This is a genomic window from Micromonospora sp. WMMD730 (assembly GCF_049178955.1).
GTDB classification, from domain to species: Bacteria; Actinomycetota; Actinomycetes; order Mycobacteriales; family Micromonosporaceae; genus Micromonospora; species Micromonospora wenchangensis.
The window spans coordinates 4,204,133-4,222,977 of sequence record NZ_JBMHML010000002.1; the positions used below are offsets into that span (position 1 = coordinate 4,204,133).

The following is an 18,845-nucleotide window of genomic DNA, read 5'->3' on the forward strand; positions in this document are numbered from 1 at the left end:
CCGCAGGTCGGTGCGGCACGCGGGTGCCTGTGGGCGGTCGGCTGACCGGCGTCGCCCCGCTGACGGCCGGATCAGCGGGGGCTGGTGGTCAGCGGGGGCTGGTGGTCGGCCGGTCAGCCCGCCGGAACCGGTTGATCGCGTCGAGATGCTGCTCGCGCATCGCCGTGTCGCGGACGCCGAGACCCTCGTGCGGTGCCAGCGCCAGCACGCCGACCTTGCCGAGGTGCCGGTTGCGGTACACGTCGTCGACCGCCTGTCCGGCGTCTGCCAGGGCGTACGTCTTGGACAGCGTGGGGTGGATCCGACCCTTGGCGATGAGACGGTTGACCTCCCACGCCTCGCGGTAGTTGGCGAAGTGCGATCCGACGATTCGCTTGAGCGACATCCACAGGTAACGGTTGTCGTACTCGTGGCGGTAGCCGGAGGTGGAAGCGCAGGTCACGATGGTGCCTCCCTTGCGGGTGACGTACACCGAGGCACCGAAGGTGTCCCGCCCGGGATGCTCGAACACGATGTCGGGATCCTCCCCGCCGGTCAGTTCCCGGATCCGCCGTCCGAACCGTTTCCACTCCCCGGGGTCCTGGGTGTACTCGTCCTTCCAGAACGTGAAGGCCTCGTCGGTGCGGTCGATCACCGCGTCAGCACCCATCGCCCGGCAGATGGCGGCCTTGGTCGGGCTGGACACCACACAGATCGGCTTCGCCCCTCCGGCCAACGCGAGCTGGGTGGCGAACGCGCCCACCCCGCCGGAGGCACCCCAGATGAGCACATTGTCACCCTGCTTCATCTGGGCGCCGTTGCGGGAGACCAACTGCCGGTACGCCGTCGAGGAGACCAGACCGGGAGTCCCCGCCTCCTCCCATGTCAGGTGCGCCGGCTTGGGCATCAACTGGTTCGCCTTGACCAGTGCCAACTGGGCGAGACCCCCGAAGTTGGTCTCGTAGCCCCAGATCCGCTGATCCGGGTCGAGCATGGTGTCGTTGTGTCCCTCGGGTGCCTCCAGCTCGGCCGACAGACAGTGCGCCACGACTTCGTCGCCGGGCTTCCAGGCGTAGACCCCTGGCCCGGTACGCAGCACCACTCCGGACAGGTCGGAACCGATCACGTGGTAGGGCAGGTCATGGCGGCGGGCCAGCGGTGAGCGTCGGCCATACCGGGCCAGGAAGGTGAAACTGGGCATCGGATCGAACAACGACGACCACACGGTGTTGTAGTTGATCGAGCTGGCCATGACCGCCACCAACGCCTCGCCGGGCCCGACCTCGGGGACCGCCACGTCGTCGAGGTGCACGGCCCGGCGCGGCTCGCGGGCCTCGGCGGCGACCCCTGCGAACATCTCGACCTCGTCGGCGTGCAGGGTGACCGCGCGGTAGTGCTCCGGAACGGGCAGGGCCGCGAAGTCCTCCGGTCGGGTGTCCGGGTCGAGAACGGCGCTGATGATGTCTTCCATCGGTGCTCCTCGGGTAACGCGACTGAGGAAAGGAGGTGGCTGCGGCCCGCTGCCTCGCCGTTCAGTGCACGAGCCGTCCCATCAGGCGCTTGAGTTCGGCCGCCGGGTCGGTGGTGAGCCCGCCGTGGACGGCACTGGTCTGGATCACCGTGCTGCGCGGCGCGGTCAGCCAGCCGAACCGCGCCCCCCGGGTGCCGGCTCCCGCCCGACCGGCGGCGGGATCACCGGCGCAGATCGCACGGATGGCGTCGAGGGCCGCGGCGACCATGTCGACGTCGATGTCCGGATCCAGCATCCGTAGCCGGTCGGCGTCGACATGAATGGCGGCACCGAGGAAGTCCGCGCCGGGACAGTAGAGCAACGCTCCGACGTTGACCTGCTCACCGCGGTCGACACGGGGCACGGCGCGCAACAGCGCGTAGTCGAAGCTGAGGATGGACGCCTTGGCGGTCATGCATCGACCCCCGGCCACCAGGCACCCACGCGGGTACGCCGGGCGAGGAGGTAGTCGACGTAGCGCTGTCGCAGCTCGGGCGGGTCCGCGTCCTCGGGAACGGAGTTCATGCCCAACAGGAAGCCGTCCGGGACCATGGCGACGACCTCGGTCAGCAGGTCCTCGGTCACCGCCTCGGCCAGCTCGGCGTCCAGCTTGGCCAGCGTCGCGGGACCCAACGAGGCGACCAGATCGGCCAGCACGTGCTGGGACAGGTCGTAGCGGCGCTCGGCCCAGGTGGCGACGGTCGGCCAGGAGTGGTGGAACAGCAGCGCGGCTCCGTGGTCGATGGCCCAGAGCTGGCGGTGCCAGATGATCAGGTTGGGGTTGGACCAGGTGCGGTCCACGTTGGCGGTGAGGGCGTCCAGCCAGTAGATCCTGGCCGCCTCCTCGGCCGGGGGCTGCCAGCCGACCCCGTCGAAACCGACCGAGCCGGGTAGGAAGTCCATGCCCAGGTTCACCCCGGCGCTGGCCCGCAGAAGTTCCTGGATCTCCTGATCGGGATCGCGGCGCGCCATCTCCGGGTCGATGTCGATGGTGACGAGCTCGGGGACGCGGATGCCGAGCCGGCGGCCGAGTTCGCCGACGACGATCTCGGCGACCAGGGCGGCACTGCCCTGGCCCGCGCCACGGAACTTGACGACGTACACGCCGTCGTTGTCCGCCTCCACCACCCCGGGCAGGGATCCACCCTCACGCAGGGCGGTCAGATACTGCGTTGCTACTACTGTGGGTAACACTTTTCATCCTACTGATCGTTGTCGGTCTTGGAGAACGGTGATCACACGAGCCGTACGGGCAGGCGTGACACGGCCTTGAGGAATCGCGGACCCACCTCGTCGGGGTCGCCGGTCAGGCGGACACCGGGAAAGCGCGCGAACAACTTGTTGAGCGCGATCTCGGTCTCCGCGGTGGCCAACGACGCCCCCGGGCAGAAGTGGTCGCCGGCAGCGAAGCTGAGCTGCGGATTGTCGACCCGGGTGACGTCCAGGGTGCGTGGATCGGTGAACCGCTGCGGGTCGTTGTTGGCGGCGCCCACCACGAGCTGGATCTGGCCGCCCTCGGGGATGGTCACCCCGTCGACCTCGATCGGCTCCACGGCGAAGCGTGGCAGGGCCATCTTGATCGGGCCGGCGTAGCGCATCAACTCCCGCACCGCCTGGACGGTGTTCTCCGGCTGCGACCTGACCAGTTCGAGCTGATCGGGATGGACCAGCAGGTGGAACAGGCTCAGCGAGATCGAGTGCCGGACGGTGTCGAGGCCGGCCTGCACCAGCACCAGCACCAGGGCGACCAGTTCGACCTCGTCGAGCTTCTCGGTCTCGTCGCTCGCCTTGACCAGATCGGAGATCAGGTCGTCGCCGGGTTGGGCCCGCCGCGCGCCGATCAACCTGATGACCGTGTCGACCATGCCGCGCAGCGCGGGCGGCAGCATCACCGGGTCGGGCCGGACGAAGGTGGTGAACGCCTCGGTCCACCGCAGCCACCTGTCGCGGTACTCGTCGTCGACACCGAGCAGCTCACAGATGATCGTCGTGGAGATCGGATGGGCGTACTCGGCGACGAGGTCGACCTCCCCGGCGGCATCCATCTGGTCGAGCAGGTCGTCGACCAGCCGCTCGATCCGAGGGCGCAGGGTCCTGACCCGCCGCGCCGAGAAGGCCCGGTCGATCAGCGACCGCACCCGCCGGTGGTCCTCCGGCACCATCGTCATGATCGTGGAGTCGAAGTACTTGAGTAGTTCCTCGGGCACACCCCGGCGGCGCATGCTGTCGAGATGGACGCCCTCCGGGGGATGGTTGCTGACCCGACGATCGGTGAAGAGGCTGCGGACCGCGTCGTAGCGGGTGACGACGTAGACCTCGTTACCGTCGGAGAACCGGCCCGGACACACCGGCCGGGGGGCGCTCAGCCAGCGCTCCCCGGCGTCCCGGTCGGTTACGAAGTTCACGTTGGACAGGTCGAACTCGACGTCCGTCCAGTCGAATGCTCCGGTCACCAGCATCCCCATTCGATTGCTCACGACGTTGACCCGAGTGTCGGTGCGCCGCCGACGTTCGCTGCGACACGCCCCGGGGTGGGTTATGCGGCATTCGGATACAACACTGTATCAGAATACGGTACCGTATCTGAGTCTCACGAGGAGGTTGATCATCAGCAAACGACTCACCCGCCAGCAGAGCCGGGAAATCACCCGCCAGGAGCTGCTGCAGGCGGCAGCCGAGCTGTTCGCCGAGTTCGGTGTCAACGGCACCTCGGTCGAGCAGATCGTCGAACGCGCCGGGTACACCCGGGGTGCCTTCTACGGCAACTTCGACGGCAAACAACAGTTGGTCCTGGCCCTGTTGGAGCAGCGCACCGAACGCGAACTGCAGGAGGTGCAGGCGCTGAGCAGCAAGGCCGGGTCGTTCGAGGAGACGATCGAGCACCTGCGTGGCTGGCACCGGGAACGGGACAAGAACTTCGCGAGCTGGCTGGCGCTGCGCACCGAACTGTGGCTCTACGCGAGGCGCGATCCGCAGGTGCTGTCCCTGATGGCCGACCGCGAACGACGGTCCCACGAAGCCATGGCCCAGGCGCTCGCGCGGGGCTTCGCCGCCCGGTCGGTCACGCCACCCGCGCCGGTGGAGCTGTTGGCGCTGATCGTGCACGCGTTGGACGACGGGCTGTCCATCCAGCGCGTGCTGCTGGCCGGCGACAGCCCGGCCGGAGACGTCATGGACGTCGTGGAGCTGCTGATGCGGTCGTGGACCGCGCTCGCCCGTACCGGCACGTCCGAGGCGGACGGCGCGTCCGCTGCGAACCCGACCGCCCCCTAAACCATCGCCGGTGTCCGCTACCGGCGACGAACCGCAAGAACTGGAGCACATCTCATGAGCCAGGAAGTGGAGCCGGCGCCCGCAGGGGCCATCGGATCTCCCGTCGCAGCCGCCGACGGCCCACATCCCCACCGTTGGCTGGCGCTGATGGTCCTGCTCGTCGCGACCTTCATGGACCTGCTCGACGTCAACATCGTCACCGTGGCGATCCCGAGCATCCAGGAGGATCTCGGCGCTTCGGCGGCCGCCGTACAGGCCCTGACAGTCGGCTACACGCTGTGCTTCGCCGTCGTCCTGATCACCGGAGGGCGGCTCGGCGACATCTTCGGCCGCAAGCGGATGTTCCTGACCGGGGTTGCCGGCTTCGTCCTGGCCTCCGCCCTGTGCGCCTTCGCCCCCACCTCCGAGGTCCTGGTCGGTGCCCGGGTGCTGCAGGGCATCGCCGCCGCGGTCATGGTCCCCCAGGTCCTGGCGATCATCCACGTCACCTTCCCGCCGCAGGAGATCGGCCGGGTCGTCAGCCTGTACGCCAGCATGATCGGCCTGGCCATCGTCGCCGGGCCGCTGCTGGGTGGGCTGCTCATCTCGTGGAACCCGGCCGACCTGGGCTGGCGCACCATCTTCGTGGTCAACCTTCCGATCGGCGCGGCCGCCCTGGTCGCCGGCTGGATGTGGATGCGTGAGTCGCGGTCGCCGCGCGCCAACCGGCTGGACCTCGTCGGCATGGTGCTGGTGATCGCCGGTCTGCTGCTGTTGCTGCTGCCGCTGCTGCGCGGTCGTGAGCTCGGCTGGCCCGTCTGGAGCATCGTCTCGCTGGTCGCCTCCGTGCCCGTCCTCGCGGTGTTCGTGCTCTACGAGCGCTACAAGACCGCCAAGGACGGATCGCCGCTGGTGGCCCTCTCGCTGTTCAAGATCCGGACCTTCGGCGCCGGCGTCGGCACCCAGCTGCTGTTCAGCTGCATCCCGGCCGGGTTCTTCCTCAGCTGGACGCTCTACCTTCAGGGTGGCCTCGGCTGGTCGGCGCTGCACACCGGCCTCACGGCGATTCCGTTCTCGCTGGGCGTCCCGATCGCCGGTAACCTCGCCGTCCGTAAGCTGTTCCCCCGCTACGGCCGCAACTGCCTGTTCGCCGGGGCGCTGCTGATGCTGGTCGGGCTCCTGCTGTACGCGCGGATCGCCCAACTGGCCGGCGAGACGATCACCTCGTGGCACGCCGTCGTTCCCATGCTGCTGCTCGGTTCCGGAATGGGCATGTTGCTCGCCCCGCTGACCGGCATGATCCTGACCGAGGTCGAGCCACGGGAGGCCGGGTCGGCGTCCGGTCTGATCAACGCTGCCGGTCAGCTCGGTGCCGCCCTCGGTGTGGCGATCATCGGCGGCATCTTCTTCTCGGCTCTCGCCACCAACGCGGGGACGCAGGCGGACCGGGTGCTTCCGGAGGTCCCGGCCGTCGCGTCGCAGCAGACGGCCATCCGCACCTGCGCCACCGAGGCGCTCGGTCAGGCCGACATCACCGCCGTACCGCAGAGCTGCCGCACGCTGGCCGGCGGCGACCCCGGTCAGCAGGCCGCGATCGGGAGCACCCTGGCCGACATCAAGACCCGGACGTTCATCGCGACGTTCAGCGAAGCCCTCTACTGGGCGTCCGCCGGACTTGCCGCGGTGATCTGTCTGCTCTTCCTGCTGCCCCGGCGACCGCGGCGGCTGGGGATGTCCTGAGGACCCCCGCGCCTGCGACATCCGGGCCTCTGATCGCCGGGTCCTGTCCCGTACCACGGGTCGGGCACCCAGCGGCTGGTGTCCCCCGTCGGGTCCGGCCGTCATCGTGAACCTGCCCGCGCCGGCGCGGGCCGGGGAAGCCGGACCGCGTCCAGGACCGCCTCCTGGTACGGGGTGAGCCCCGGTGCCGGCGGGGCGAGTGCCGGCCAGTGCACGTCGTGACCACACGCGTAGAGCGTGCCGAGCGACGACAGCACGGCATTGCGCTCGGCCCGCCGGCGGCCGGAGGGCAGCAGTTCGGCCGTCCGCCCCGCGCTCTCCAGCGTCTGCCTCAGGCTGCTGATCAGCACCGGGTGGGTGCTGATCTCGACGAAGACATCGTGACCGTCCTCGGCCAGCCGGGTGACGGTCGCGGCGAACCGGACCGGCTCCCGCAGGTTCCGCATCCAGTACGCCGGTCCGAGCGCGGTGCCGGGCACGGGTGCGCCCGTCACCGTCGAGTACACCGGCACCCGTGACGCCACCGGACGCAGCGGGCGCAGCGCGGCGGCCAGGTCGTCGCGGAGTTCGTCGACGTAGTGGCTGTGCGAGGCGACCGTGCCCCGCACCATCCGGCAGTAGACGTCACGCCGGTCGAGGTCCTCGATCAGCGCGGTCAGGGACCCGGTGTCCCCGGCCAGCACCGTCGAGCGGGGGCTGTTCTCCCCGGCGACGCAGATGCGCCCCCCGCTGGCGTCGGCCAGCGCGTGCGCGGCCTCCGGCGACAGTTCCGTGGTGGCCAGGGCACCCCGACCGGTGATCCGGCGCAGCAGGGAGCTGCGGCGGCAGGCGATCAGCAGGGCGTCGTCGAGGGTGAGCGCGCCGGCTGCGTACCCCGCGGAGATCTCGCCCATGCTGTGGCCGACCACCGCGGCCGGTTCCACGTGCCAGCTGCGCCACAGGGCGACGAGGGCGACCTGCAACGACACCATCGTCGGTTGCAGCACGTCGATCTCGCCGAGCCGGGACGTCGCCGGGTCGGCCCGCAACTGCTCGGTCACCGAGAAACCGGCCAGCGTACGCACCCGCTCCTCGCAGCGCAGCAGCGCCGCGCGGAAGACCGGCTCGGTGGCCAGCAACTCCAGGCCCATCCCGTCCCACTGCGCGCCCTGTCCGGCGAAGACGAACACCGGGCCCGGCCCTCGCCGCAGCGGCTGCGCCGCCGGGCGGTCCGCCCCTGCGGCCGACAGCTCGGCCAGGCCGGCCGCGAGGCTGTCGTAGGAGTCGGCGACGAGCGTGGCCCGGTGCGGCAGGCCGGCTGTCCCGGTCGCCGCGTCGTGGCAGTACCGGTCCAGCGGGGGCAGGTTCCGGCCGCCCCGGATCCGGTCGGCATGCCCGCGGATCGCGGCGAGCAGGCCGTCCCCGGTCTCGGCGGCGACGGCGAACAAGTGGGTGGTCACGTCTCCCCCTCACACCCGGACGGCGACCTGGTGCCGGTAGCTCTCCATGGGCAGGCCGCTCATCCACGGCACGACGCCCACCCGGCTGAGCGCCCTGATCGACGCCGGTGGCCGGTAGCCTGCGAACATGCCGCCGAACATCAGGATCTGACTGTGCGTGGCGATCGTCCGCACCAACGGGTTCATCCGCTGACGGTCCAGCGTCCGGCGGAAGCGGCTGCCCGGGGTCATCCGTCGGCGGACCGCGGCCCGGACCGCAGCGGAGACGTCGTGATCGGTGACCCACGTCAGCTGGGGCAGTTCCGCGGTGATCCGCCGCATCGTCTGCAGCCGCTGGCGGGTGAACACGTCGATGTGCGACAGGGCCCCGCCCGGACGCAGCACCCGTGCGACCTCGCGCAGGAACCGCTCGAGGTCGGGGTAGGTGTGGGAGCTCTCGATGTTGATCAGGACGTCCACCGAGGAGTCCTCGAACGGCAGGTCCTCGGCGTCACCCTGGACGAAGCGCAGGCTGTCGCCGCGCGCCAGGGTCGCGTTGGCCCGGGCGACCGCCCTCGGTGACAGGTCCAGGCCGGTCATCCGGGTGTCGGGAACGAGCCGGGACAGGAAGTTGAGCCCCTCCCCCGCCCCGCAGCCGACCTCCAGGAGCGTCTGCCCGGCGCACCCGTCCAGGCCGTCCGGGAGGTCGCGCAGGGCCAGGTAGTAGAGCTGCTCGCTGAAGCCGTCCGTGCCGAACTCGGCGAACCCGGGCAGCCGGGCCTCGATCTCGGCGGCCAGGTCGGGATCGCACATGCCCCAGTTCCACAGTTCGCCCCGGCCCGAGAGGGTGGCCGCCATGTCGTAGATCGAGGAGCTGGCCGACTTCATGGCGGCGGCCTGCGTCCCCGCCCGCCGGCCGTCGGTCTCGTCGAGGTTGATGTCGGCGAGACCGGTGGTGAACGAGGTCATCACGTCGGGTCGGTTCATCGCGGTCTCCGAGTTCGCCGGGTCGGTACGGTCACGCATTGACGGTGTCGCCACGCATCAGGTCGTCGACGCCGGCAGGCACCTCGGCCGGATCGGACCCGATGTTCCGGGGGCGGTTGGCACCGTCGACGAAGACCACCGTCGGCCGGTACGAGCGGGCCTGCTCGTCGGCCATCGCCGCGTAGGAGATGATGATGACCAGGTCACCGGGGCTGATCAGCCGGGCGGCGGCGCCGTTGATGCCGACCACGCCGCTGTCGGTGGGCCCTTCGATGACGTAGGTGCTGAGCCGGGCGCCGTTGTCGACGTCCACGACGTCGACCTTCTCGCCGGGCAGCAGGTTCGCGGCAGCCATCAGGGTGGAGTCGAGGGTGAGCGAGCCGACGTAGTGCAGGTCCGACTGCGTCACCGTGGCGCGGTGGATCTTTGACTTGAGCATCTCTCGGTACATCGGGTGGTCTCCGTTCACCATGTCACCGGCAGCTCGTGCACGCCGTAGATGATCATCTCCGGACTGGTGCGGACCTGGTCCGCGGGTACCGCCAGGCGCAGCCCCGGCAACCGCCGGGCCAGCGACTCGAATGCGACGCGCAGTTCGAGCCGCGCCAGTTGCTGCCCGACGCACTGGTGGATGCCGTGGCCGAACGCGAGGTGCGGCACCGGCGTCCGGGTGATGTCGAGGCGGTCCGGGTCGTCGCAGAGCGCCGGATCCCGGTTCGCCGCGGCCAGCGACAGCGACACCGCGTCGCCGGCGGTCAGCCGGTGCCCGTCGAACTCCAGGTCGGTGCCGGCCGCCCGGATCGACCCGGCGTGCACGATCGTCAGATAGCGCAACAGCTCCTCGACCGCGTTGGCGGCCAGGCCCGGGTCCGCAGCCAGCGCCGCGTACTGGCCGGGGTGCTCCAGCAGGGCGAACGTGCCCAGCCCGAGCATGTTCCTGCTGGTGTCGTAGCCGGCGACGAGAAGCACACTGCCGACGGTCGCCAGTTCCTCGTCGGTGAACTCGCCGTCGGTGACGAGCGTGCCGAGCAGATCGTCGGCGGGCTCGACCCGCTTGGCACGGACCAGGCCCGCCAACAGCCCACCGATCTCCTGCCAGCCGGCGATGGCCTCCGCCGCGCTGGAGTGGACGGTGAACAGCGCCTTGATCCCCCGCACGAACACCTCACGCTGGTCGACCGGGACGCCGAGCAGCTCGCAGATCGCCAGCGCGGCCACCGGCTCGGCGAACGCGCCGACCAGGTCGGCCGGACCGCCCGCCCCGATCATGTCGTCGAGGTACCGCTCGACGTGTTCGACCAGCCGTGGTTCCAGGGTGCGGGTGCGTCGGGCCGAGAACCAGGCGGTCAACCGACGCCGGAAGCGGGTGTGGTCCGGCGGGTCCATCGCCGTGAACATCCCCGGCGCCACCTCGGTCCGGTCCCCGGCCATCGGCAGCGGGATGGGCGAGCGCAGCAGGTCACCGCGCGAGCTCATGCCCTTGTCGGCCAGGAGCCGGCGGACCTGGTCGTAGCCGGTGACCAGCCAGCCGAGATGGCCGTCCGGGAACTCCATCCGGGCCACCGGTTGCTCCCGGCGCAGCTCGGCGAGTTCGGGCGCGGGGTCGAAGGGGCATGTGCCACGTGCCATGGGCAGACCCTCGACGACACGAACGGTCTCGGACACGACGTTCTCCTTACTCTCTAGATGCCGGCCGACCCGACGATCTCGGCGGCTTCGGTCATGAGCCGGTCGGCCAACTCGTCGACGTGCCGGTCGCGCCAGTCGGCGTGCGGGGTGCCGCGCAGCCAGTGGTTGCATGCGCCCAGCGCGGGCCCGCAGGCCACCTGGTAGTCCGCGGTCCGGGCGGGGGTGCCCTCGATCGCCCAGCGCTGTGCCTGGGCGCAGTACCAGCGGAAGACCAGGGCCATCCGGCGCTTGGGGTCGGTGGCCGGACCGCCGGAGGCGGCGAGGCGCGACGCCAGTTCCTCGAAGCCGGCACCGAAGTAGTCCCGCTCCACCCGGGACCGGACCGGTGCGGGCACCGCGTCCCAGGAGTCGTAGGTGCGCCAGAGGTCGTACAGCTTGCCGGCACGCACGTGGAAGAGCACGCCCTTGCGCATCACCCGGGCCCGGCCGCCGAGTTCGAACAGCCCGCCGTAGGGAGCGTATGCGGTGTCGTGCACGTCCAGCTCCGGCAGCAGATCCTTGGTGGAGGCGGCGAGTCCGCTCTCGGCGGTACACAGGTTGATCGAGCCGGTGAGGACGAACTCGGCACCGAGCACGAACGCCGCCGCGGCCGACTCCGGGGAGCCGATGCCACCGCCACCCCCGACCCGTACGGCGGACGCGACCCCGCCGAGCTGGGTGCGCAGGCGGCGCACCGAGGGCAGCAGTGCGGTCAGTGCGCCCTGGTCGGTGTAGTCGGCCCCGTCGCCGATCGCGCAGATGTCGTCGGCCAGGGCGATCCGTTCGCCGGCCGCGGCCTCCTCGGCAGTGAGCAGGCCCTCGTCCAGCAGCCGTCGCACCAGGGACGGCGGCGGCGGCGCGAAGAACAGGCGGGCGGTGTCCAGACGGGTCACCTTGGCCAGCAGCCTGCGCGGGGCGTGCACGTTGCCGTCCGGCAGGATCCTGGCGCCGGTCAGCCGATGGCGCACCAGCGGGGCGGTCACCTCGACGTACGTGGCCGCCTCGACGAAGCGGACGTCCTCGCGCACCAGCAGGCCGACCAGCTCCACCTCGGCGCCCGGGTCGAACGGATCGTAGGTGAGGTTGACCCCGAACGGCGCACCGCGCCCGGCGGCGGCCCGGATGCCGTCGATCGCGGCCGCGACATCCGGGACCGGCAGTCCGGCCGCCCCGAAGTAGCCCAGCAGGCCGGAGCGGGCCAGCCGGGAGACCAGCTCGACGGAGCTGACGCCGTGGTACATGCCGCCGGCGGCGTAGGCGTGCCGGACGCCGTACGCCTGCCGGAACGCCGCCGAGCCCAGCTCCGCGCGCCGCGGCGCGGTCGGGGCCGGCGCGGTGACCGCGACGGTCCGCGCCGGCTCAGGTAGCAGCGGGTCGGCCTCCTCGCGGATCCGGGCGATGAGCTTGGTCAGCACCTGCCCCGGGCCGAGTTCGCGGACGCGGAACTCACCCCGGCCCATGAGCAGCCGGATGCTGTCGGTCCAGCGCACCGGCGACACGATCTGGCGACGCAGCGTGGCGGCCACCGCACCGGTCCCGTACGGCCGGGCGTCGACGTTGCTGATCACCGGGATCTTGGGGGCGGCGAAGGTCGTCGCGTCCAGCAGGCGTCCGAACTCCTGCGCCGCGGGCGTCATGTAGCGGCTGTGGAACGGGGCGCTGACGTTGAGCGGGGCACAGCGGGCGCCCTTCTCCTTGAACAGCGCCACCGCACGGGCGACCGCGTCGGCCGGACCCGCGACGACCGTCTGGGTCGGCGCGTTGTAGTTGGCGATGTCGACGTCGGACAGTTCGTGAGCGCGGAGCACCTCCAGGACCAGGTCGGCGTCGACGGCCGAGACCGCCGCCATCGTGCCGCCCGTGACCTGCCCCATCAGCCGGCCACGTTCGGCGACCAGGCGCAGTCCGGTCTCGAAGTCGTAGACGCCCGCGGCGAACAGGGCGGCGAACTCGCCGAGGCTGTGGCCGAGCAGGTAGTCGGGCAGGCGACCGCCCTCCTGCAGGACGGCCAGCCAGGTGAGGGCTTCGACCACGTACAGCGCGGGTTGGGTGTACCGGGTGTCGCGCAGGTTGCGGTCCGGGTCCTTGAGGCACAGCTCCCGCAGGGAGTACCCCAGGACGGCGTCGGCCCGGTCGACCAGGTCCGGAAACCGGTCGAACACGTCGCGGCCCATCCCCCGGGCCTGGGCGCCCTGGCCGGGAAAGACGTAGACGTCGAAGCCGTCGCCGGGGTCGGCGGGGCCGGCGACGGGGGTCGCGTCGGTCACGGTGGTCACCTCGCTTCGTCGGGCCGGTGCGGCGACCAGGGGACGGGTGTCGAGCACCGCCCGGTACAGCACCTCGTCGCGGGCGTACGGGGAGAGCAGGGGCAGCACCCGGGAGCGGCTGCCCACCGGCAGTCGTGCCCGCACCAGGTTGGCCATCGACCCGGACGGACCCAGATCCAGGAAGAGCAGGTCATCGCGCGCCAGCAGGGGTTTGAGGGCCCGCGACAGGTTGAACGGCTCGCGCAGCACCTGCCAGAAGTGCTCCGGGTCGGGGCGGCGTACCTCGGTGCCGGTCGTCCCGGAGATCAGCGGAATCGTCGCGGGCCGCAGGGCGAGCCCGCCCACCAGTTTCGTGAACGTGTCGCGCACCCCGTCGATCAGCGGTGAGTGGAACGGGAACAGCACCGGCAGCCGCTGGCAGAGCACCCCGGAGGCGTTCAGGTGGCGTTCGATGCCGTCGAGCCGGTCGGCGGTGCCGGCCAGTACGAAGTTGTCCGGCGCGTTGATCGCGGCCAGGTAGGCACCGGCCAGCGCCGGATCGCGCGCCACGAGCCCGGCGTCGGCGAGGACCGCCAGCATGCCACCGCGCGGGCACTCCGCCTCGAACAGCTCCACCTGGTCGAGCAGCGAGCGCAGGCAGTCCGCGGGGTCCAACATGCCGGCGACGGCGGCGGCGACCACCTCACCCAGGCTGGCGCCGAGGACCGCCGCCGGCTCGAACCCGTGGGCACGCAGCATGCTGGCCAGCGCGTACTCCACCATGAAGATGGCCGGTTGGGTGAGGGCGAACCGGGTCATCGGCCGCTCCGCGCCCTGTCCGTCGCTGTGGATGCCCGCGACGACGGAGTCGCCACGGACGTCACGCACGACCGCGTCCAGGGAGTCCAGCGCGTCCCGGAAGATCGGATCGGCGCCGTAGAGCCACCGGCCCATCCCGTGGTACTGGGAGCCCTGGCCCGCGAAGAGGAAGACCGGTGTGAGCATGGTCAGGCGGGCCGCAGCGAGGTCTCGAGCAACTTGTGGCCGGTGGGCAGCGGGGTGACCGACTCGACGGTCAGACCCGCCTCGGTCAGCGCCCGACGCAGTTCCTCCTCGTCCAACCCGAGGGTGCCCTCGTCGCAGGCGACCGCCTGGAACACCGCACGCCAGCCGTCCAGGTCGGTCTCCACCAGCGGCTCCACGACCAGTAGCCGGGCACCGGGTGGGCTGCCGGCCAGGGCGGTCGCCACGGTGCGCAGGATCCGGACGCAGTTGTCGTACGTCCAGTCGTGCAGCACGTTCTTGAGCACGTACCTGTCGGCACCGGCGGGGACCTCGGTGAAGAAGTCGCTGGGGGCGAAGGTGATCCGGTCGATGACCGTCTTGTCGGTCACCCGGGCGAGGGTCGCCGGGCCGCGTGCGCAGACGCTCGGCCGGTCGACGACGGTGCCCTGCATGACGGGGTTGGCGGTGAGCAGCCCGGGCAGCAGGCCGCCGCTGCCGCCACCGACGTCGACGATCGAGGTGACCCCGCTGAAGTCGTGTACGGCGACCAGGCACGCCGCGATCGGTCCGGCCAGGTCGACCATGCCCCTGTCGAACAGGTCGGCGTCGTCCGGGTGGGTCTCCAGGTACTCGTACAGGGACTCCCCGAAGACCTCCTTGAAGCCGGATCGGCCGGTCTTCACCGTGTGCATCAGGCCCGCGAACGCGTCGTCGTACAGCTCGGCGGAGAGGATGACGAAGTGCCGCAGGGTGTACGGGTGGTCGGCGCGCAGCATCTCGTGCCCCTCAGCGAGCCGGAACTCGTCCCCGGTGTGCACGACCACGCCCGGCACCGTGAGCATCTGCAGGAGCCGGTAGAGCACCTGCGGATCGGTGTCGGTACGTCGCGCCAGCTCGGCTGCGGTCATCGCGCCGTCGCCCAGGATGTCCGGGATCTCCAGGCGGATGAAGACCGCCAGCGCGCGGGCGAACCAGCCGCTGATCGCCAGTTTCAGGATCTCCATGGATGTCCCCTTCCGGTCGCTCAGGTGAGTCCGCGCAGCCGGTCGGCCAGCACGGCGGGGGTCGGGTTCTCGAACACGTCGGTCAGGGCGAGCCGGACACCGGTCTCGTCCCTGATCCGCTGCGCCAGCGCGGCGGCGAGCAGCGAGTGACCGCCGTTGGTGAAGAAGTGCGCATCGGCGTCCAGGTCCGACCGGCCGAGCAGCTCGGCGAAGAGCGCGACCAGGGTCGTGGTGAGCCGGTCGCCGGTGGCAGGGCTCCCACCCGGTGCGGCACCGCCCGGCCCCGCCGGCTCCCGGACGGCGAGGTCCGCCAATGCCAGGTAGTCGACCTTGTCGCTGCCGGTCCGCGGGAACGCCTCCACCGCGAGGAACCGGTGCGGCACCACCGACCGCGGCAACCGCCCACGGGCGTACTCCCAGAGCTCGTCGACGGCCTCCGGCCGACCGGGGACCCGGACGAACGCGGCCAGGCTGCCGTCGGCGCCGGGATTCCCGACGACGACCACGGCGGCCGCCTCGACGTCCGGATGATCGGTGAGGACGCCCTCGATCTCGCCCAACTCGATCCGGTTGCCACGCAGCTTCACCTGCCGGTCCATCCGGCCGAACAGGTCGATCCGGCCGTCGGGCCGCCAGCGCGCCACGTCGCCGGAGCGGTAGAAGCGGCCGTACCCGGGATGCACGCCGAAACGCTCGGCGGTCAGATCGGGGCGTCCGTGGTAGCCGGCGGCGACGCCGACCCCGGCGACGCACAGCTCGCCGCGCAGACCGACCGGCAGCGGCTCCCCGTCCGGGCCCGCGACGAAGATGCGGGTGTTGGCGACCGGCGCCCCGACGTCCACCCGGGGCCCCGGGTCCGCCGGTACCCGGCCGGCGGTCGCCCAGATCGTGCTCTCGGTCGGGCCGTAGACGTTCCACAGCCGGGCACCTGCCGTGATCAGGGTGGCTGCCAGCCCCGGCAGCAGCGGCTCGCCCCCACTGAGCAGCGTCCGTCCGGAAACGAGGTCGGTGATCTGGTCGACGACCAGTCGCCAGGTGGTCGGGGTCGCCTGGAGGAAGCCGATGTCGTGCGTCCGCACCGCCGCCGCCAGCAGGCTGCCGTCGGTGCGGGCCTCGTCGGGCAGCACGACCGTGTGCCCGCCGTGCAGCAGCGGCATCATCAACTCCAGCGACGAGGTGTCGAAGCTGTACGTGCTGAGCCAGCCGGTCGGCCGTTGCGATCCGGCGACGCCGAAGCGCACCGCGTAGTCGGTGATGTGGTTGACCAGGCTCCGATGGGTGATCGGGATGCCCTTCGGCCGGCCCGTGGAACCGGACGTGTAGATCACGTAGGCCAGGGCGGACGGTCGCGCCACGGCGGCGGCGGTGGTGGTGTCGACCCGGACCGTCGGGGCGGCGCCGACGTCGGGCACCGCAACCGTCCGCCGGTCGCCGGGCGGGGCGAGCCCCGCTCCGGTCACCACCACCCGCGCTCCGGCGTCGTCGAGCTGGTAGGCGATCCGTTCCGCCGGGTGGTGCGGGTCCAGGGGGAGGTACGCCGCGCCGGCGAGCCAGGTGCCGAACACGGCGGCGGCCAGCGTCGCGCCCCGGGGCACGAGCAACGCGACGATGTCGCCGGGGCGGACGCCGGCCGCTGTCAGCCGCTCGGCGGTGTGCACGGCGGCGGACCACAGGTGTCCGTAGCTGACCAGCCGGTCGCCGTCGCGGATCGCCGGGGCGGCCGGGTCGGCGGCGGCGCGCCCGGCGAATCCGGCGAGCACCGACGTCAGCTCGACCGGGCGGTCGGTCGCGTTGGCTGCTCCGATGATCGCGTGGTCCTGCGGCGACCAGATCGACAGCGACCCGATCGGCGCGTCGAGGTCGTCGCCGACGGCGACCAGCAGCGCGTCGTAGCGGCGGACGATCAGCTCGACGTCCGCACGGTCGAGGACTCCGGTGTAGAACGCCGCGCGCACGGTCGCGCTGTCCCGGTCGGACGTCACGAAGAACTCCAGGTCGAACTGGCTGAACCCGTTCTCGACCACGACCAGTTCGGCGGCGGCGCCGGCCACGGTGAAGCGGCGCTGCCCGGCGGCGAACGGCACGTAGTTGAACACGTGCCGGAACAGCACGTTGCGCCAGCCGGAACCGTCGCGGTCGACCACGTCGAGCAGTTCGTCGGCGGGCATGTCCAGGTGGGCCATCGCCTCCATGAAGACCCGGCGGGCACGACCGGCGAGTTCCCGGAAACCGATGGTGCGTTCGGTCAGCAGGCGCAGGGTGAGCAGGTTGCTGTGGTAGCCGACCGCACCGGCCGCCTCCCGGCTGCGGGCGTTGACCGGTGATCCGATGGTCAGGTCGGGGCCGGCGCCGTGCCCGGCCAGCAGCACCGCGTACGCGGTGAGCAGGACGACCGACTCGGGGGCGCGCAGCTCGCGTTGCAACCGCCGGACCACCGCGTGCGCCTCGGGCGACAGGGTGTGGGTGACCTCGTCACCCTGGAGCGTGGTGGTCGACGGTGCCGGCTTCTCGCACCCCAGTTCCAGACCGGACGAGCGGAAACCGCTCATGGTGTCGCGCCAGAACTTCTCGCTCTGCTCGGACGGCGCGGGCTCGTGCCAGACGGGCACCTCGCCGGGGTCGGGGTCCCGGCCGGCCAGCACCGCCTCGTAGAACTCGACGAGCTGTGCCCGCAGGATGGCGGTGGACGTCACGTCGGCGACGGCGTGGTGCAGGGCAAGGCACAGGACGTCGTCCTCGGGGCCGTGCAGCAGCAGGGCGCGCAGGAGCGGGCTGCCGTCGGCGTGGAACGGGCGGGCCACGAAGGCGGTCAGTGTGCCGCGCTCGTCGGCGGGCCGGCTGACCCGCTCCGGTGTGATCCTGAGGCTGGGCAGGACCGTCCTGGTCAGAGCGGCGTCGGTGCGGTGGAAGACCGTGCGCAGCGCCTCGTACCGGCGGGGTAGGAGGTCCAGCGCGGCCGTCAGGGCAGCCGGGTCGAGACGGCCGACGACGCGGAAGGCCAACGACAGGTTGTTCGCGCCGCTGCCGGGCACGAGATCGTCGAGCAGCCAGAGGGCGGTCTCCTTGCGGGAGGCGCGGACGGGTGGGTCCGGGGCTACGGCCCTCACCGGCCGGCCCGCGATCCGGCGGCCAGGAGGCCGGCCACTGTCGCGGCGACCTCCGGGGTGCGCAGCAGGTCGCGGTGTTCCACCGCGAACCGGACCTCGTCGGCGATCCCGATGGGGGCCGCCCCGGCGGTGGCGCGCATCCGGTTGAGCCCGCTGGTCGGGGTCGCCGAGGTGATGACGGTGGCACGGGACCAGCCGGGACGGGGATCCAGCCCCGCGGCGACGCCGAGATAGGTCATGAACGATCCGACCAGTGCCACCAGCTCGGCGGCGTAGTCCTCGTCGAGGCCGGCGCGGCGTAGCGCCGTGGAGCCGACCGGCTCGAAGACCGCGTACAGTTCGGCGGCGAACTCGGCAGGTGTGCTCCCGGGGCGTGCCGCCAGCCGCTGCGCCGCGTCGGCCAGTTCGCTGACCTCCGCCGGGGTCAACACCGCCGTCATGTTGCCGACGACCCGGCCGAACTGCAGGTGGACGGTGGGCACGTCGACCAGCTCGGGATCGAAGACCACCACCTGCGGCGCGGTGGGTTGCCGGGCGGCGATCCGCTCGGCCAGGACGCCGGCGAAGACCGATCCGGCGCAGTAGCCCAGGATCGCCCGGACGGTGCGCCCACTGCGGGTGACCTCGGTCAGCCAGGGGGCTAGGTACTCGTCCTGGTCGACACCGGAGGTGGGGACGCGGACGGGGGCGACGGTCTGCCACAGGGCGCAGTCCAGGCCCAGGTGCGGCGTCAGGTCGGCGAACCCGCCTTCGTTGCGGCCCGTCACCGGGAAGTCGGTGGCCAGCACGACGTCGGCGTCCGGTGCTGCGTCGAGCACCACGTTCCACACGGCAGGGCTTGGCATCTGACAGTTCTCCTGATCAACTAAAGTCAATACCTAATTATTTGTTGACGCATCGACGGAGGCTGCTTTCCGGCGAGACTATTC

General features: G+C 71.4%; 14 protein-coding genes. 2 read left to right on the forward strand and 12 right to left on the reverse strand.

Features of this window, described 5'->3' with window-relative positions; translation table 11 throughout:
- Positions 1 to 88: 88 nt before the first annotated feature.
- The 4 genes from ccrA to ACN265_RS18340 form a co-directional block, all read right to left on the reverse strand.
- A complete protein-coding gene (gene ccrA, locus ACN265_RS18325; protein WP_420115647.1) occupies positions 89 to 1,450 on the reverse strand; it encodes a crotonyl-CoA carboxylase/reductase in 1,362 nt (453 codons plus the stop codon).
- Between the two features lie 61 nt (positions 1,451 to 1,511).
- Positions 1,512 to 1,904 (reverse strand): DUF3037 domain-containing protein, encoded by a 393-nt coding sequence (locus tag ACN265_RS18330; protein ID WP_204925154.1) that lies wholly within the window; start codon positions 1,902 to 1,904, stop codon positions 1,512 to 1,514.
- Positions 1,901 to 2,683 (reverse strand): HipA family kinase, encoded by a 783-nt coding sequence (locus ACN265_RS18335; protein ID WP_421408682.1) that lies wholly within the window; start codon positions 2,681 to 2,683, stop codon positions 1,901 to 1,903. The genes ACN265_RS18330 and ACN265_RS18335 overlap by 4 nt, the downstream gene beginning before the upstream one ends.
- A gap of 41 nt (positions 2,684 to 2,724) precedes the next feature.
- Positions 2,725 to 3,966, reverse strand: a complete 1,242-nt coding sequence (locus tag ACN265_RS18340; RefSeq protein ID WP_421408683.1) for a cytochrome P450 family protein — start codon at positions 3,964 to 3,966, stop codon at positions 2,725 to 2,727.
- A 124-nt stretch (positions 3,967 to 4,090) separates the two neighbouring features.
- On the opposite strand from ACN265_RS18340, the gene ACN265_RS18345 reads away from it, so the two are divergent.
- Together ACN265_RS18345 and ACN265_RS18350 are read left to right on the forward strand one after the other, a co-directional pair.
- A complete protein-coding gene (locus ACN265_RS18345) occupies positions 4,091 to 4,762 on the forward strand; it encodes a TetR/AcrR family transcriptional regulator (protein WP_421408684.1) in 672 nt (223 codons plus the stop codon).
- Positions 4,763 to 4,909: 147 nt separating this feature from the next.
- Positions 4,910 to 6,481, forward strand: coding sequence for an MFS transporter (locus ACN265_RS18350; RefSeq protein WP_420115645.1), 1,572 nt, complete (start codon positions 4,910 to 4,912; stop codon positions 6,479 to 6,481).
- Between the two features lie 101 nt (positions 6,482 to 6,582).
- Here the strand turns inward: ACN265_RS18350 and ACN265_RS18355 are convergent, their stop codons facing one another.
- The 8 genes from ACN265_RS18355 to ACN265_RS18390 are packed head-to-tail and all read right to left on the reverse strand — an operon-like array spanning position 6,583 to position 18,761.
- A complete protein-coding gene (locus tag ACN265_RS18355) occupies positions 6,583 to 7,920 on the reverse strand; it encodes an acyltransferase domain-containing protein (protein ID WP_421408685.1) in 1,338 nt (445 codons plus the stop codon).
- A 9-nt stretch (positions 7,921 to 7,929) separates the two neighbouring features.
- Positions 7,930 to 8,886 carry a class I SAM-dependent methyltransferase gene (locus tag ACN265_RS18360; protein WP_421408686.1) on the reverse strand — a complete coding sequence of 319 codons (957 nt, stop codon included), beginning with the start codon at positions 8,884 to 8,886 and terminating at the stop codon, positions 7,930 to 7,932.
- A gap of 31 nt (positions 8,887 to 8,917) precedes the next feature.
- On the reverse strand, positions 8,918 to 9,337 hold the full coding sequence (gene panD / locus ACN265_RS18365; RefSeq protein ID WP_204925161.1) for an aspartate 1-decarboxylase: 420 nt from the start codon (positions 9,335 to 9,337) through the stop codon (positions 8,918 to 8,920).
- 14 nt (positions 9,338 to 9,351) lie between these two features.
- Entirely contained in the window at positions 9,352 to 10,515 is a 1,164-nt protein-coding gene (locus ACN265_RS18370) for a cytochrome P450 (protein ID WP_357927381.1), read from the reverse strand.
- Positions 10,516 to 10,568: 53 nt separating this feature from the next.
- Positions 10,569 to 13,805: an ACP S-malonyltransferase gene (gene fabD, locus ACN265_RS18375; protein WP_421408687.1), complete on the reverse strand. Its 3,237-nt coding sequence runs from the start codon at positions 13,803 to 13,805 to the stop codon at positions 10,569 to 10,571.
- A gap of 2 nt (positions 13,806 to 13,807) precedes the next feature.
- Positions 13,808 to 14,809: a methyltransferase gene (locus ACN265_RS18380; RefSeq protein ID WP_204925164.1), complete on the reverse strand. Its 1,002-nt coding sequence runs from the start codon at positions 14,807 to 14,809 to the stop codon at positions 13,808 to 13,810.
- 20 nt (positions 14,810 to 14,829) lie between these two features.
- A complete protein-coding gene (locus tag ACN265_RS18385) occupies positions 14,830 to 17,916 on the reverse strand; it encodes a non-ribosomal peptide synthetase (RefSeq protein ID WP_421408688.1) in 3,087 nt (1,028 codons plus the stop codon).
- A complete protein-coding gene (locus ACN265_RS18390; protein ID WP_421408689.1) occupies positions 17,913 to 18,761 on the reverse strand; it encodes a hypothetical protein in 849 nt (282 codons plus the stop codon). The genes ACN265_RS18385 and ACN265_RS18390 overlap by 4 nt, the downstream gene beginning before the upstream one ends.
- Positions 18,762 to 18,845: the final 84 nt, after the last annotated feature.

Coding starts and splice junctions, on each gene's coding strand:
- ccrA (WP_420115647.1), bottom strand. CDS start 1,450: ATGGAAGACATCATCAGCGCCGTTCTCGACCCGGACACCCGACCGGAG.
- ACN265_RS18330 (WP_204925154.1), bottom strand. CDS start 1,904: ATGACCGCCAAGGCGTCCATCCTCAGCTTCGACTACGCGCTGTTGCGC.
- ACN265_RS18350 (WP_420115645.1), top strand. CDS start 4,910: ATGGTCCTGCTCGTCGCGACCTTCATGGACCTGCTCGACGTCAACATC.
- ACN265_RS18360 (WP_421408686.1), bottom strand. CDS start 8,886: ATGAACCGACCCGACGTGATGACCTCGTTCACCACCGGTCTCGCCGAC.
- panD (WP_204925161.1), bottom strand. CDS start 9,337: ATGTACCGAGAGATGCTCAAGTCAAAGATCCACCGCGCCACGGTGACG.
- ACN265_RS18370 (WP_357927381.1), bottom strand. CDS start 10,515: ATGGCACGTGGCACATGCCCCTTCGACCCCGCGCCCGAACTCGCCGAG.
- fabD (WP_421408687.1), bottom strand. CDS start 13,805: ATGCTCACACCGGTCTTCCTCTTCGCGGGCCAGGGCTCCCAGTACCAC.
- ACN265_RS18380 (WP_204925164.1), bottom strand. CDS start 14,809: ATGGAGATCCTGAAACTGGCGATCAGCGGCTGGTTCGCCCGCGCGCTG.
- ACN265_RS18390 (WP_421408689.1), bottom strand. CDS start 18,761: ATGCCAAGCCCTGCCGTGTGGAACGTGGTGCTCGACGCAGCACCGGAC.